Origin of the sequence: Rubrivirga sp. S365 (assembly GCF_032248475.1) — a bacterium.
Lineage (GTDB): Bacteria > Bacteroidota > Rhodothermia > Rhodothermales > Rubricoccaceae > Rubrivirga > Rubrivirga litoralis.
Genome location: NZ_JAVTTN010000001.1, coordinates 2119561 through 2134189, shown reverse-complemented (window position 1 = coordinate 2134189; position 14629 = coordinate 2119561). Strand labels below are relative to the sequence as shown.

Annotated in this window: 15 protein-coding genes; 7 read left to right on the top strand and 8 right to left on the bottom strand. The window is 73.7% G+C overall.

What is annotated here, in order from left to right; all coding sequences use genetic code 11:
- The first annotated feature begins 61 nt into the window (after nt 1–61).
- Nucleotides 62–1231, top strand: a complete 1170-nt coding sequence (locus RQM47_RS09205) for a glycosyltransferase (RefSeq protein ID WP_314008601.1) — start codon at nt 62–64, stop codon at nt 1229–1231.
- 322 nt (nt 1232–1553) lie between these two features.
- Entirely contained in the window at nt 1554–2231 is a 678-nt protein-coding gene (locus RQM47_RS09200; protein WP_314008599.1) for a hypothetical protein, read from the top strand.
- Between the two features lie 269 nt (nt 2232–2500).
- On the opposite strand, the gene RQM47_RS09195 is transcribed toward RQM47_RS09200, so the two are convergent.
- The 7 genes from RQM47_RS09195 to RQM47_RS09165 form a co-directional block, all read right to left on the bottom strand.
- Nucleotides 2501–4411 carry an ABC transporter ATP-binding protein gene (locus RQM47_RS09195; RefSeq protein ID WP_311663893.1) on the bottom strand — a complete coding sequence of 637 codons (1911 nt, stop codon included), beginning with the start codon at nt 4409–4411 and terminating at the stop codon, nt 2501–2503.
- Between the two features lie 118 nt (nt 4412–4529).
- The gene (locus RQM47_RS09190; protein ID WP_314008597.1) at nt 4530–5909 is read right to left on the bottom strand and encodes a carboxypeptidase-like regulatory domain-containing protein; all 1380 of its coding nucleotides are present in this window, start codon (nt 5907–5909) and stop codon (nt 4530–4532) included.
- A 141-nt stretch (nt 5910–6050) separates the two neighbouring features.
- The gene (locus RQM47_RS09185; protein WP_311663889.1) at nt 6051–6722 is read right to left on the bottom strand and encodes a fumarylacetoacetate hydrolase family protein; all 672 of its coding nucleotides are present in this window, start codon (nt 6720–6722) and stop codon (nt 6051–6053) included.
- A gap of 91 nt (nt 6723–6813) precedes the next feature.
- Nucleotides 6814–7197, bottom strand: a complete 384-nt coding sequence (locus RQM47_RS09180) for a hypothetical protein (protein WP_311663887.1) — start codon at nt 7195–7197, stop codon at nt 6814–6816.
- 149 nt (nt 7198–7346) lie between these two features.
- Nucleotides 7347–7853, bottom strand: a complete 507-nt coding sequence (locus RQM47_RS09175; RefSeq protein ID WP_311663885.1) for a hypothetical protein — start codon at nt 7851–7853, stop codon at nt 7347–7349.
- Between the two features lie 159 nt (nt 7854–8012).
- Nucleotides 8013–8681 (bottom strand): hypothetical protein, encoded by a 669-nt coding sequence (locus tag RQM47_RS09170; RefSeq protein ID WP_311663883.1) that lies wholly within the window; start codon nt 8679–8681, stop codon nt 8013–8015.
- The gene (locus RQM47_RS09165; RefSeq protein WP_311663881.1) at nt 8678–9733 is read right to left on the bottom strand and encodes an isoaspartyl peptidase/L-asparaginase; all 1056 of its coding nucleotides are present in this window, start codon (nt 9731–9733) and stop codon (nt 8678–8680) included. Before RQM47_RS09165 ends, RQM47_RS09170 begins: the two co-directional genes overlap by 4 nt.
- 152 nt (nt 9734–9885) lie before the next feature.
- On the opposite strand from RQM47_RS09165, the gene RQM47_RS09160 reads away from it, so the two are divergent.
- The 5 genes from RQM47_RS09160 to RQM47_RS09140 all read left to right on the top strand — a co-directional run bounded on the left by RQM47_RS09160 (nt 9886) and on the right by RQM47_RS09140 (nt 13107).
- Complete coding sequence (locus RQM47_RS09160) at nt 9886–10212, top strand: hypothetical protein (RefSeq protein WP_311663880.1); 327 nt, start codon at nt 9886–9888, stop codon at nt 10210–10212.
- A gap of 102 nt (nt 10213–10314) precedes the next feature.
- Nucleotides 10315–10842, top strand: coding sequence for a DUF411 domain-containing protein (locus RQM47_RS09155; RefSeq protein WP_311663878.1), 528 nt, complete (start codon nt 10315–10317; stop codon nt 10840–10842).
- 123 nt (nt 10843–10965) lie between these two features.
- Nucleotides 10966–12201 carry a hypothetical protein gene (locus tag RQM47_RS09150; protein WP_314008595.1) on the top strand — a complete coding sequence of 412 codons (1236 nt, stop codon included), beginning with the start codon at nt 10966–10968 and terminating at the stop codon, nt 12199–12201.
- Nucleotides 12202–12267: 66 nt separating this feature from the next.
- Nucleotides 12268–12492 (top strand): heavy-metal-associated domain-containing protein, encoded by a 225-nt coding sequence (locus tag RQM47_RS09145; protein WP_314008592.1) that lies wholly within the window; start codon nt 12268–12270, stop codon nt 12490–12492.
- Between the two features lie 36 nt (nt 12493–12528).
- Nucleotides 12529–13107, top strand: coding sequence for a hypothetical protein (locus RQM47_RS09140; protein ID WP_314008589.1), 579 nt, complete (start codon nt 12529–12531; stop codon nt 13105–13107).
- A gap of 412 nt (nt 13108–13519) precedes the next feature.
- On the opposite strand, the gene prfA is transcribed toward RQM47_RS09140, so the two are convergent.
- Nucleotides 13520–14605: a peptide chain release factor 1 gene (gene prfA / locus RQM47_RS09135; RefSeq protein WP_311663870.1), complete on the bottom strand. Its 1086-nt coding sequence runs from the start codon at nt 14603–14605 to the stop codon at nt 13520–13522.
- Between the last annotated feature and the right edge of the window lie 24 nt (nt 14606–14629).

Below are 14629 nucleotides of genomic sequence, written 5' to 3'. Positions count from 1 at the left end.
GCTGGGGGCGGGGCGGATGCTCCCCCCTTACTCAGGTGCGGAACCACATGACGAGCCCCCTATGCGCGTAGCCCATCTCTGCCGCGACTTCTCTCCCCTTTCGGAGACGTTTATCTACGACTACGTCACCGCCCTCGACGCCCGAGGGGCAGAGGGCCACGTCATCACGATGAACGTTCATGACCGGCCCGACCGTCCCTTCCCCCGCGTCTACCACGCTCCGTGGCCGGGGCAGCGCCACCCCAGCTACCTCCTCCACCGGGGTCTCGCGGCCGCTGGCGTTGGCCACCCCCGCCGCGCTCGCTGGCCCGAGTTGCGCCGGCGGGTCACTGCCCTCCTCCGGGAAGTCCGACCGGACGTAGTCCACGCTCACTATGGAACGACTGGCGCCTTCCTTCTTCCCGCCGCCCAGCGGCTCGGGATTCCCGCCGTCGTCTCGTTCCACGGCCGGGACGCCTTCTCCACCACCGCGACCGACCACTACCGGGAGCCTTACCAGTACGTGTTCGAGAACGCCGCTGCCATCACGGCCGTCTCTCACCTCATGGCCGACCACCTCGTCTGCGAGGGAGCTTACCCATCCCGCGTCGAGGTCGTACGGGTCGGGAAGCGGGCGGATGACTACCCGTTCCGGCTCCGCAAAGGGTCCGTCCGCGAGTGGGTGTTCGTCGGGCGGCTGACGACGAAGAAGGACCCGCTTGGAGCCCTCGCCGCCTTCGCAGACGTAGCCCGTGACCATCCCGACCAGCGCCTCCGCATGATCGGGGACGGCCCCCTGTCCGACGATGTAGCCCGCGCCGTCCGGGACCTCGGACTTGACGAGAGCGTGGACATCGCTGGCCCCCTCCCCCACGACGAAACGCGCGCAGCGATGGACCATGCCGACGCCCTTCTCCTCCCGAGCAAGACCGCGCCGAGCGGGGACCGGGAAGGGGTACCCACGGTCCTCATGGAAGCCGCCTTCCTCGGACTCCCCGCCGTAAGCACGACGCACTCCGGGATTCCCGAGGTCGTGCCTGAGCAGAACCAGTGGCTCCTCGCACCCGAGGGCGACCTGGACGCGGTGGCGGGGCGAATGCGGGCGCTCATCAATGCCCCCGACGAGACGCGGGCTACCGTCGCACGGGCGGCGCGGGAGAAGGTGGAGGCGGAGTTCGACCTCGATGTGGCTGCAGACCACCTCCTCCGCCTCTACGAGGCGGTGATCTATGGGGCGAAGCGGGGTCGCTGAAGTCCCCGCCCTGCCCGGCCCGCTCTACATCCCCGGTGGGCGCCCGACCCTCCGCGCGATCACGTGGCGAGCCTAGACGCAGTGCTAGACGCAGTGGGTGGAGCCGAGGCCGCCTCCCGCGCCGGGGCAAACCCTTACACGCATCCTCCGCCCGCCACGAGGGCGGGGCGGGAGCTACCGGACTAGGTTGCAGGGGGCGGACCAGGACGGCGGCATTACGTTAATAGACCCGCTCCGCCCGCTACTCACTCCCGTGCCTCCCTCCCAGACTCTCACGCCGTCGCACCCAGCGACTCCCTCGCGTGCCCTTGTACCGGCGCGATTGGCGCCGAACTACGCGCTGCTAGCCGTCCTCGTCGCTGTCGACGTGGTCGTCATCCTGATCGCGGCGGCGTACGAAGCCGGGCTCGTGGAGCACCCGTGGTTTAGCCTCAACCAGGACCCCAACTTGAGCGAGAGGTACCAGCACGTCAAGCTGCTCCTGATCGTCGTGGGCGGGGTGTGGCTGTACCGCGAGCGGCGCCAGCCCGTCTTCGCGGCGCTCGCGGCCCTATTTGCCGCCGTCCTCATCGACGACGTGGCTACACTCCACGAGAGCATGGGACTGGTTCTGGTCGCCCCCCTCGGGCTGGAGCCCGCGTACGGAATGCGAGCCAGGGACTTTGGCGAGATCGTGTTTTTGGCCAGCTGGGCCGTGCCCCTCATGGGCGTAGCCGGCGTGGCCTACACCCGGAGCGACGCCCGCGCACGCTACGTCGCACGGATGACGGCCGCCGCGGTCGCCGCCCTCGCCTTCTTCGGCGTGGGCGCCGACGCGCTCCACCGAGTAGGAAGCTTGTGGGTCGACGAGTACGGGCTGGACCTCAAGCTCAAGTTTGTAATGTCAGCCTTCGAAGAAGGCGGCGAGCTCGTGGTCACCAGTGTGATGGTGGCTACGGCCTACGCCCTATGCAAGTCGTTGAGAGCTGCGCGTGAGGCGGAAGCCACATCGAGGCCGTGACCTGTTCGGGCTGCGACCTCGCCGGCGGGGCGGGAGACTGCTCTCGTGCGCTCACCACCCCGCACTTCTGAGCTCCTGTCTTTACACGGGAACACCGCTCCCTCGGAGGGAAAACGGCCGGAGCGGGGCGTCTAGTCACTCGGTCTGGTACAGACGCCGTTGGCAGAACCACCCCGCCCGCGGGTGCGCACCGGCGCGAATGCAGGCCGGCGCGGCTGCGATGCACTCCGTCCTAGGCGGTGGCAGCGTGCCCGCGTTCGGCCGGTCATTTAGCCGGCGACCGGGACTGCGATGGCGGGCTCACCTGCCATCCGGCGGAACACCTCGCTGGTCAACATGAGGTCGTCGTAGCTGCCCTCGGCCACGAGGCGTCCCTGATCGAGCATGAACAGGGTGTCGCAGCCCCGGACCGTGCTCAGCCGGTGGGCAATCACGATCATCGTGTGCTCGCCCTGGAGCCCTTCGAGGGCCTCGACGAACTGCCGCTCGGTCTGGTTGTCGAGCGCGCTCGTTGCCTCGTCCATGACGAGGACCTCAGGCTCATGGTAGAGCGCTCGCGCGATCCCGATCCGCTGGCGCTGGCCACCCGACAGTCGGACGCCCCGCTCGCCGACGTGGGTATCGAGCCCCTCCGGGAGCGCCTCGACCGTCTCGCGGAGTTGGGCCGCCTCGAGCGCCCGCCACACCTGGGCGTCATCGATCTCCGCGTCGTCACGGCCGAATGCCACGTTCCGGCGGACGGTGTCGTCGGTGAGGAAGATCTGCTGGGGGATGTACCCGATCTTCCGCTGCCACCCTGCCATGTGCTCGCGCATGTCGGCGCCGTCGACCGTGACGCGGCCGGCGGTCGGGTCGAGGAGCCCGAGGACCACGTCGACGACCGTCGTCTTGCCCGCCCCCGACGGCCCGACGAACCCGACGGAGGAGTTCTTCGGGACCGTCAGCGTCACGTCATCGAGCGCCGTCCCCTCCTGATTCGGGTACTGGTAGCTCACCCGCTCCAGGCGGAGCTCGCGCTCGAACGGGACCGGCGCCCCGCCCCGCCCGATGGGCTTCACGGCGTCGAGCTCGATGAGGTCGCCGTAGACGGCGTTCATCGCCCGCTTCTGCCACTGGAGCGAGTTAACGGCCCCAGCGATCTTCGTGAACGACGGCATGAGCCGGATGACGGCGACCGCGAGCAGGGTCAGGGTCGGAACGACGAGCTCGATGTCCTGCCCCTGAATGACGTAGAACGCCGTGACGCCGAGGAGGGCAGAGATGGCGATGGTCTCTAGGAACAGGCGCGGCGTGGCCTGGATGAACGCTTTGTACTGAGCGGCCTTCGCCTTGAACACCGTGCTCTCCCGGTACGACTGGAGAAAGTAGTCCTCGCGGCCGAGGACCCGGGCGTCTTTGAACCCGCCGAGCCCCTGGTTCACGGCCATCACCGATTGCTTCCGGTGCCGCTGCTCCTCCTTGGCGAACTCCTTGACCTTCGTCCGCGTCCCCCGCCAAAACAGGTAGGTGAGCACGCCGAATGTGGCGAAGGTCACGAGCGTGAGGACCGGGCCGAGGGCGACGAGCAGGCCGGTAAAGATGAGCCCGAGGACCATCCCTTCCATCCCAAAGATGAACAGGGTCAGGACGACGCTCGAGATAGCCGACGCCTCCGAGTTCGTGTTCCGCAGCAGCTCGGCCGTATTCCGCTGGAGGTGGAACGTGTACGGCGAGCTCAGATACGCCCGAAACAACCGGTTCGACACCCCGACCTGTCGGTTCGACGAGTACCGTGCCTTTGCGTAGGCGAGGAACGTGAGGTACAGGTTCTTGACCACGAACACGATGATCAGCCCGACCGCCGCCCACAGGATCATCTCGCGGGACGACCCGATGCCAAGGGTGTCGTAGACCGCGCGGGCTGGACCGTACTCGAGGATCTTCTCGGGGATCACGATGACCGCGAGGAACGCAGGGATCGCTCCCACCCCAACCACCTCGGAGAATGCCCCGCCCAGCATGAGGAGAAAAAGGAGCCCCCCGTTCCGCTTTTCGCGGGCCGAGAGGAGGTAGTTGAGCTGGCGGAAGATCTCGCGCACGGGCGGGGCGTAGGCAGCGGTGAGGGCGGGGCGGCGGGCGAACGCGGCGTCAACGACGCCGCGCCAGCGCTCATTGAACCGGGCCTGCGAAAAGTGGTCCAACCCGCCTGGGACACCTTATCGGCCGACAGAGTGTGGTGCGGGTGCCTTCCACAACGGACGACCCGGCATCTGGGTCCACGATCACGCCGAGTTCGCCGTCGAAGGCGACCGCCCCGCCCTACCCGTCGTCGTCGCCCTCGACATCGAAGCCGGCGCCCAGCAGGCGGCTCACGCCGGCGAAGATGCCGCCGAACCCGATCCCCTCCTGCGGCCGCAGCAGCTCCGCGAGCGTCGACCGGCGGACGCGGTCGGACGTGTCGACGGCCACCTCGAGGCTGTCCAGTGGGAGCGCCCGCCGCCCCGCCCGGTAGACGCCGGCACCCGTGTACACGCCGCGCGGGCTCCGGTACCGGCGGCGTAGGTCGGCCGCCTCGCCGGGCGCGCCGGGCAGCACGAGGTCGAGCACCGACGTCTGCTGGAAGCGGACGGTCGGCACGCGGGTGCCGGGGACGCGGACGGTGACGGCCCCCTCGCGCTCGAACCGCCGGGGCAGCCACGCCGAGTCGCCCAGCGCCCCGCCCGCGTCGGCCGGCTCGTAGCGCCAGCGGTACGAGGCGTCGAGCGCGTCGACGGGCGCCGCCGTCCGGGCGGCGTCGAGGCGGAGGTCGGCCTCGGCGATCACGAGGAGCGTGTCGACCACGCGGACGCGGCCGGCGACGAGCCCGCCCCGCCGCGGGATCACGGCGAGGTCGAGGTAGCGGCGGCCGTCGGCCTCGACGGTCTCGCCCAGGCGGAAGGCGTAGTAGCGGAGCGCGTCGGGCCGCGTGATCGAGGGGATGGACCGGCCATCGAGCGCGAGCGCGTCCTCGAAGTAGAGGTCGGGGACCGGGTTCATCCGCGCCCACTCGAACGGGCCGCCCTCGGGCAGCCGCCGCCGCGCGACGACCTCCTCACGGAGCCCGCCGCCCCGCCCCCACGACAGGTTCGAGAGCGTCTCGGTCAGCGCGAACGGGAACGGGCGGACGTCGGTCGGCCCGTCGCGCGTGAGGAGGAGGCGGCCATAGGCCTCGGCGCCGTACTGGCCGAGCCGGGCCGCGAGGCTCTGGCGCCGCGCCAGGAGCCGCCGCCACAGGCGCTCGCCGGGCGGCTCGTCGGTGACAGTCACCTCGCCGAGCACGAACGGGGCCGGCGACAGGCGGATCGTCCGGCGGACCGCCCCGCCCCGAGGGTTTGCGTCCTGGCGGTTTGCGTCCTGGCGGCCTGCGCCCTCGGCGCGGGCGGCGGCGGCTTCGTCCGCCGTGACGACGACCTGGGCCGTCGCGTAGCCCACGAACCGCACGACGACCGTGTCGGGCGGGGCGGGCAGCGCGAGCGACAGGCGGCCGTCGCGGTCGGCCGAGGCGCCCCCCTCCTGCCCCGCCACCTGCGCCGTCGCGCCGGCCAGCGGGGCGCCCGTCTCGGCGTCGACCACCGTCGCCTCCAGGCGGACCGGCTGCGCGGCGGCGGCGCCCGCGACGAGCGCCACCAGGGCGGCGAGGAAAACGGGGCGCACGGACACGCGACGGGCGGGGCGGGAGACGGGAGCCGCCGGGCCAGCCCCCGGCGGACGTGCCGCGCCACGGGGCGGGGCGGCGGGGCTCCGAACGGCACGCCCGCCGCCTTCGTACGCCGCTCCGCCCTGGGCCACCCCGCCCTGGGCCTACACGGCCGCCTCGCGCCGCGCCGTGACCGTGAGGGCGGGGAGGCGCGTCCCGGTCGCCTCCAGCCGGTCGCCGTCGCGGACCGGGCCGACGCCCTCGGGCGTGCCCGTGTAGATTAGGTCGCCGGGTTCGAGCGTGAACACGGACGACAGGAAGGCCACGATGCGCGGGACCGAGTGGATCATGTGGCCGGTCGTTCCCCGTTGCCGCTCCTCCCCGCCCACCGAGAGTGCGATCTCGAGAGTGCCCGGATCGCCCACGCTCTCGGCCGCGGCGAGCGGGCCGAGCGGGGCGAACGTGTCGAAGCCCTTGGCGATGCTCCACGGCCCCTTGTTGGCCTTTGCCTGCGCCTGAAGGTCGCGGGCCGTCAGGTCGAGCCCGAGCGCGTAGGCGGCGACGTGCCCGAGCGCGTCGGCCTCGCGGATGTGCCGGCCGCCCCGCCCGACGACGGCGACGAGTTCGAGCTCGTGGTGGACCTCGTCGGACTGGCGCGGCAGGACCACCTCGCCGCCGTCGGCGACGAGCGCGGTCGAAGGCTTGAGGAAGACGACGGGCTCGGCGGGCGGCTCGGCCACGTCGCCCATCTCGCGGACGTGGGCGGCGTAGTTGCGGCCGATGCAGAGGACCTTGCCCGGCCGCACCTCGCGGCCGTCGGGGAGCGTGAGCGTCATGGGGGGGGAGTCGGGACGAGAGGGATGGAGGAATGGGCAGAAGCCCCGGCGGAATATCCCCCCATCCCACGTCCTTTCTCACCCCTCGCCCTTAGTCGGTCTCCTCCAGCGTCATGAGGTAGTCCTCGACGCTGCCCACGCTCACGCGCGTCTCGCCCTTGATCTTCTTGGCCTTGATGCTCCCCTGGCGGATCAGCTTTTGGACCTGGTTCCGGTCGATCAGCTTGAGCAGGCGGCGGGCCTCGGTCCGGCTCACCGTGTCCTCGCGGTACTCGCCGGCGAAGCCCTCCAGGAAGTCGCGCGTCGACGGCGTGATCTGGATGAGCCGCGTTTCTTCGTTGGCGTCGGAGACGCCCCAGTCGAGGGCGGCGTCGATCAGCCCGCGGTCAGTCCAGCGGACGAGCGTCTGGCGGGAGATGCGAAGGGCTTCGGAAAGCTCGTCGAGGCGGAGCGTCTGAGCGTCGATGGTGGTCATGGAGCGGTGAGCCGGGGGAGGGTGCCGGGAGGTAGTCGTTGAGACAACCGTCTACGCGCGGCGGCCCAAACGGGTCCCGCCGCCGCGCCTCGAATCTCCCCGACGGCCGCCTACGGAACCTCCCGACAGAACCCTTTTCCCGCCGAGACCTACCGTAGGCCGCGGTCGGTCAGGGCGTCGAGGCGGTCGGGCGTGAGAACGCGCCACGACGGCGAGCCCAGTCCGCCGCTCGCCGTCCGGCGGAAGGTGGCCTGGAGGAGCAGCGTCTTGCCGCCGTCGGCGGCGCCCTCGACGAAGGCGGCCGGCGTGAACCGGAACACGAACGTCGCCGCCACGGGGTCGAACCCGAGCGCGCGCCCGACGAGGTCGGCTACGAACGCGGCCTCGTCGGTGACGGCCCCGCCATTCGCGGCCCGGTCGTCGACGACGGCCACGACCGGCCGGCGCTCGTCGCCGGAGGCGAACACGCGGACGCGCGCGGCCCGGTCGTCCGAGTACGTCCGCCACGCGACGACTTCGTCGTGGAGCGCCGCCCCGCCCACCTCGGCCCCGTCAGACGCGGCGGCCTCCTGGGCGGGGGCGGGGCGGGCGAGGGCGAGCAGCAGGACGACGGCCGACCCGACTCGGGTCGGCAGGGTCAGGGCGGGGCGGTACACGGGCGGGGCGGCGTGGGGCGCAGAGGGCGGGGCGGTGCCCGGTAGACCCCGCCCCGCCCGCGACGTAACCCCGACGAGGAAAAGAGGAGCGGACGAGAAGAGGCGGGTGCGCGTCTCCTCCGCACCTCCCCTCCTCCACCCTTCTTCTCCTCCCCGCCCCTACCCCGCCCCGCCCGCGCGGTGCAGGTCGACGGCGCGCCAGAGGTACCACGCCGCCACGCTCCGCCACGGGCGGTAGCGCTCGCCGGCCGCCTCCAGCTCGCGGGGCGTGGGCCGTTCGGCTGCCCCGCTCACGATCCGGTGCCCCTCGCGGACGCCTAGATCGCCCGTCGGCCAGACGTCGGGGCGGCCGAGCGTGAACATGAGGACCATCTCGGCCGTCCACCGGCCGACGCCGCGGACGGCCGTGAGCGCCTCGACGACGTCCGCGTCGGGCATCTGGGCGAGGGCGGGGCGGTCGGGCAGCGAACCGTCGAGGCGGCGGCCGGCGAGGTCGCGCAGCGCGGCCGCCTTGGCCCGCGACAGGCCGCAGGCGCGGAGCGCGTCGTCGGGGGCCGCGGCGATCGCGGCCGGGTCCGCCGGGTCGCCGAAGGCGGCGAGCACGCGGCCGTGGATCGTGGCCGCGGCCTTCCCCGAGAGCTGCTGGTAGACGACCGACCGGAGCAGGGCGTCGAACGTCTCGGCCGGGCGGTACCGGATCACCGGCGGGCCGACGCGGGCGATCACGTCGCCGAGCGCGGGGTCGGCCCGCGCCAGCGCCTGCGAGGCGGCGACGGCGTCGTACGGGAGGTCGTCGGGCCGGAGGTCGTCGGGCGGCGCGGCGCTCACTCGTCGCCGTAGATCCCCGTCGTCACGACGCCGCTCCGCGTGATCGTGCCCCGGTACATGCCCTCGGTGTTGAACGGCATGGACGCGCGCCCCTGGGCGTCGAGCGCGACGACGCCGCCGGTCCCCCCCGCCCCGCCCAGCGTGTCGTGGATCACGTGCGTGGCCGCCTCGTCGACGCCCTCGCCGAGGTACGCCATCCGCGCCGCGATGTCGCGGGCGACGCCGAGGCGGATAAAGAACTCGCCGTGGCCGGTCGCGCTCACGCCGCAGGTCGCGTCGTCGGCGTAGGTGCCGGCGCCGATGAGCGGGCTGTCGCCGATGCGGCCCCACCGCTTGTTGGTCATGCCGCCGGTCGAGGTCCCGGCCGCGAGGTGGCCGCTGGAGGAGAGCGCCACGGCCCCGACGGTCCCGTGCATCTGCCACGCCTCGGGCTCCGGCCCCGCCCCGCCCCCGGTGATGACGGCGCCCGACGCCGACCGCTCGCGCTCCTGGACGGCCCGGAGCGACCCCAGCCGGCGCTCGGTGTGGAAAAACGTGTTGGGGACGAGTTCGAGCCCCTGCTGCAGCGCGAACTCCTCGGCGCCCTCGGCCGAGAGCAGCACGTGCGGCGAGCCGTCCATGACGGCCCGCGCGAGCCGGATCGGGTGGCGGACGTGCATCGTCCCGGTCGAGGCGCCGGCCAGCCCGGTCGCGCCGTCCATGACCGAGGCGTCGTGGCGGACGGTCCCGTCGGCGGCGAAGACGCCGCCCCGCCCGGCGTTGAAGTTGGGGTCGTCCTCCAGGACCCCGATCGCGGCCGTGACGGCGTCAAGGGCGGGGCGGCCGGCGACGACTTCGGCGTGACCCGCGCGCAGCGCCTGCTCGAGCACGGCGCGGATGGCGGCCTCGTCGTCGTCCGTGAGTGCCGCGCGCGTGATCGTGCCCGCCCCGCCGTGGACGACCAGGACCACGGGGTCGCCGTCGAGGGCGGGGAGGACCTCGGCGGTCTGGGCGGCGGGCGCGGCGGCGGCGAGGAGCGCGGCGGCACCGAGCAGGAGGAGAGGCGTGGACATAGGCGGGCGGGGCGGAGCGGTCCGCAATGATAAGGAGCGCCCGCCGCGGCCCCGCGGGCGCCGGGCGGGGAGGTGTCGAGATCACGTGAGGCGCGGACCTCACCCCGCCCTCGCAGGTTTACGGCTTTCCTCCCGCCGCCGCCGCCCCGTCCATGACCCTCCGCGTTCTCGCCTTCGCCGCCGCCCTCGCCCTCCCCGCCCTCGCCGGCTGCACGTGGGAAGGACGCCCCGACGGCGCCCAGGCCGTTCACACGCCCCGGGGCGACTACTACGGTGACGTCCGCCGCAGCAACGGCGTGTCCGACGTGCCCGTGGTCGATGTGCCGGTCGTGGAGCCCGGCCTGGGCGACGAGGCGCTCCCCTCGGCTGCGGCCACGGCGGACGCGCCGGTCCCGCTCGACCAGCCCGCCCCGACCACGGGGACGGCTGACAACACGACCGAGGTCGAGGAGGCGCTGACGCCGGGGACGGAGCAGTAGGCTCCTCGACTGCGCAGGAACGGTCAAGACGACGCCCGCCGGGGCGGGGCGGGCAGGACCCGCCCGCCCCGCCCGTTGCCCCCTCCCCCACCCCGCCCCCGCATGTTCCGCCTGCCCCTCGCCCTCGCCGCTGTCTTCGCCCTCGCCGCCTGCGAGGTGGGCGAGACCGCGGTCGACATGACCGCCGAGCAGCCGGCCGAAGCGGCGCCCGCCGTGCTCCCCGCGAGCCTGCCCGCCGACGCCCCGGTCCTCACCGTGTACAAGAGCCCGACGTGCGGGTGCTGCAAGACGTGGGCGACGTACATGGAGGGCGAGGGCTTCCGCGTTGAGTCGCGCGACGTGGCCGACCTGACGGCCGTCAAGGACAGTCTGGGCGTCCCGAGCGACCTCGCCTCGTGCCACACGGGCGTCGTCGACGGGTACGTCGTCGAGGGCCACGTGCCGGCCGAGCACGTCCGCCGGCTGCTCGCCGAGCGCCCCGAGGCCCGCGGGCTCGCCGTGCCGGGGATGCCCATCGGCTCGCCGGGCATGGAGCAGGGCGACCTCCGCCAGCCGTACGACGTGCTCGTGGTCGGCGAGGGCGGGGAGGCGGCCGTGTACGCCCACGTCGAGGGCAACGCGCGGCCGTAGCCGCCCCGCCCGACATCGGTCGTGCGCCCGCTCCGGCTTGTCGGGGCGGGCGCACGTCGTTTGGAGCGGGGCGGTCGCCGGGCGCCGCGCGGCGTTACCCTCCGCCACCACGCCCCGCCCGCCATGCCGACGCCCTCCCTCTCGGCGCGCACCGCCGCCCTCGTTCTCGCTGCTCTCCTCGTCGGCCCAGCCTGCGCGCCGGCCGACGCGCCGGAGGCGGAGCCCGCCCCGCCCGTGGTCGCGGGCGAGCGCGCGGTGCCGGCCGGCGGCGGCGCCCTCGCCCCGCGGCTGAGCCTGGACGGCGACGGCGCCCCGCTCTTGTCGTGGACCGAGGCGCGCGGCGACTCGGCCGCCCTCCGCTACGCGCGGTGGACCGGCGACGGCTGGGGCGGAGCGGAGACGGCCGACGCCGGGAGGGGCCGGTTCGTCAACTGGGCCGACACGCCGGGCGTCGTGGCGCTCCCCGGCGGCGGCCTCGTTGCCCACTCGCTCGTCCTGCACCCCGAGGGCGACTCGCCCTACGCCTACGACGTCCGCGTGCGGCAGGGGCGCCGCGGCGCGTGGGGCGGGCCGGTCACGCCGCACGACGACGGCGTCGCGGCCGAGCACGGGTTCGTCTCGATCGCCCCGCTCGCGGGCGGGGCGGCCGGGCTGGTGTGGCTCGACGGGCGGAACCAGGGCGGCGGCCACGGGCACTCCGCCGGCGCCATGACGCTCCGCTACGCCGCGCTCGGCCCGGACGGCGCGATCACGGACGCGGCCGAGCTCGACGCGCGGACGTGCGACTGCTGCCCGACCGCCGCCGTCGCCACACCGAGCGGCCTGGTTGTGGCCTACCGTGACCGCTCGCCCGAAGAGGTCCGCGACGTCGCCGTCGTCCGCCTCGTGGACGGGGCGTGGACGGAGCCCACGATCCCCCACGCCGACGGGTGGACGATCCACGGGTGCCCAGTCAATGGGCCGTCGCTCGCGGCGCGGGGCGACCGCGTCGCGCTGGCCTGGTACACCGAGGGCGGGGGCATCCCGCGCGTGCAGGTGGCGCTCTCCGACGACGGCGGCGCCACCTTCGGCGCCCCGGCCCAGGTCGACGGCGGCGCCCCGCTCGGCCGCGTGGGCGTGGTCGTGCTCCCGGATGGCGCGGCGGCCGTGACGTGGCTGGAGCGCGCGGGCGGGGCGGCCGAGGTCCGCGTCCGCCGCGTGGCGGGCGGGGTGGCCGCCCCGCCCCAGACGGTGGCGACGGTGCCGGCGGGGCGCGAGAGCGGAGTGCCGGTCGTCGCGGCGCTCGGACCGGGCGTGGTCGTCGCGTGGACCGACCCCGATGCCGCGCCGGCCGTGCGCACGGCCGTCGTGGAGGTGTAGCGGGCGGGGCGGCAGAACCTGTGCCCGGCGCCCGCTTACAACGGGCCTCCGCCCGCCACCCCGCCCATGTCCGCCCCGCCCCGCTCCCACACCGAAGAGCTCACGATCGACGGGATGTCCTGCGACCACTGCGTCGCGGCCGTCCGCAACGCGCTGGAGAGCGTGCCGGGCGCCGACGTCCGCGACGTCGAGGTGAGCCGCGCCGTCGTCGAGGCCGCGCCCGACACGACGCGTGCCATGCTCGTCGCAGCCGTCGAACGCGCCGGCTACGGCGTCGCCAGCGCACGGTAGCTTCTCGGACGCTCCGCCCGCCCCGCCCGCCCCGATATGGCCGACGACACGCCCCGCCCGGACGGGGAGACCGCTCCGCCCGACGCGGCCCCCGCCACCGCTCCGCCCGACCGTCCCACGCTGCGGGCGGGGCGGCCGCTCGACCTCTCGACGGGGAAGGCGCCGTCGAAGCCCCCGCCCAAGCCCGTCCGCTTCGTGCCCCTGCCGGCCCCCGAGGGCGCGCCGGAAGTGAAGGTGGGGCGGACCGTCGACTTTTCGACGGGGAAGGCGGGAGCACCCCCGCGCCGGAAGTCGGCCGCGGCCTCGCTCGGGCCGGGTCCGATCGTCCGCAAAACGGTCGACCTGTCGACGGAGACGCCCCGCCCCGCCCCGTCTGAAATGTCTCAGGGCGAGGCGTCGGCGGAGGCCCGGCCGGCCAAACGGAAGCGGAAGCGGTCCGGGGGCTCCAAGGCGGCGAAGGGCGGGGCGACCTCGTCCGGCGGCGCCTCGCGCGGGCGGGGCGGCTCGGGCGGGCCTCCCGACAAAGGGAAGCCGAGCGGCCCGGCGTCGAGCGCGACGAGCCTGGCCGACCTCCTCGACCCCGAGACGCTGGCGCGCCTGCGCGGCGACGGGTAGAGGCGGCCGCCCCGCCCGCCGGCGCTTGGGCGGGGTGGTGCTGCCCCGGACTGGCCTGCTCAGTCCTGCCAGCAGATCGCACGGTTGATGCGCCACCTGATGCCGGTTCTGACGGTTTGTTGTGCGTCCGTCTCGCGCCGCCCCGCCCTACGAGGTCCCCTCTCCCAGCGGGAGAGGGACAGGGTGAGGGGTTTCAAGCCGGGCGGGGTAGCGAGCGCCTCACGAACTCAGCGATCCCGCATGAGCCGCCCCGCCCCCATGCTGGCTGCGCCGACGCTGCGCGACCTCCCTCTCCCAATGGAAGAGGAGCCGTCGTAGAGGCCGTTTGGGCGGGGCGGAACCGCCCGAGGCTGCTCCGACCATCGCTCGGGCGGGGCGGACGCGTGGAGGAGCCCCGCCCGCGCCCGGTCCTCTACGCCCCGCCCGCAGCCTCGGCCATGCGCGCCTCGCGGTCGGCGAGGCGGAGCGCCCGGACGATCTCGTCGAGCCCGCCGTCGAGGACACCCTGGAGCGCGTGGTTCTTGTCGTCGCCTTCGAGGCGGTGGTCCGTCACGCGGCCCTGGGGCCAGTTGTACGTGCGGATCTTGCCCGAGCGGTCGCCTGAGCCCACCATCTCCTTCCGGGCCGCCGAGCGCTCGGCGTCGACCCGGTCGCGCTCGAGCTGGTAGAGTCGGCTGCGGAGCACGCGGAACGCCTTGTCCTTGTTCTTGATCTGGCTCTTCTCGTCCTGGATCGAGACCACGAGCCCGGTCGGGACGTGCGTCAGGCGGACGGCCGAGTCGGTCGTGTTCACCGACTGCCCGCCCGGCCCCGACGAGCGATACACGTCGACGCGGACGTCCTGCGCCCGGATCTCGACGTCGACCTCCTCAGCCTCGGGCAGCACCGCCACCGTCGCCGCCGAGGTGTGGATGCGGCCCTGGCTCTCGGTCTGCGGCACGCGCTGGACGCGGTGGACGCCCGACTCGTACTTCATGAACCCGAACACGTCGGCGCCCTTGAGCGCGAACGTGATCTCGCGGAACCCGCCGGCTGTGCCCTCGCTCGTGTCCATTACCTCGACGCCCCAGTTGTGGGTGGCGGCGTACTTCTGGTAGACCTCGAACAGGTCGCCCGCGAACAGGGCCGCCTCGTCGCCGCCGGTCCCCGCCCGGATCTCGACGATGGCGTCGCGGACGTCCTCGGGGTCTTTCGGCACGAGCTCCTCTTCGAGCGTCGTCTCGGCCGTCGCCAGCCGGGCCTCGACGTCTTCGAGCTCGGCCTCGGCCATCTCGGCCAGCTCGCCCTCCTCGGCCGCCGCCATCTCGCGGAGCCCGGCGGCCTCGTCCGACAGCTCGCGCCACGCGCGCGCCGCCTTCACGGCCGGCTCCAGGCCCGACATCTCGCGACCCAGCGACGCCAGCTTCGCTACGTCGCTCGCCACCTCCGGCGTCGACATCTCGGCCAGCACCTCCTGGTAGCGGGCGAGCAGGGCGTCGAGGGCGTCGGCATTGATCATCGGGCGGAACGCGGGGGCGGGGCG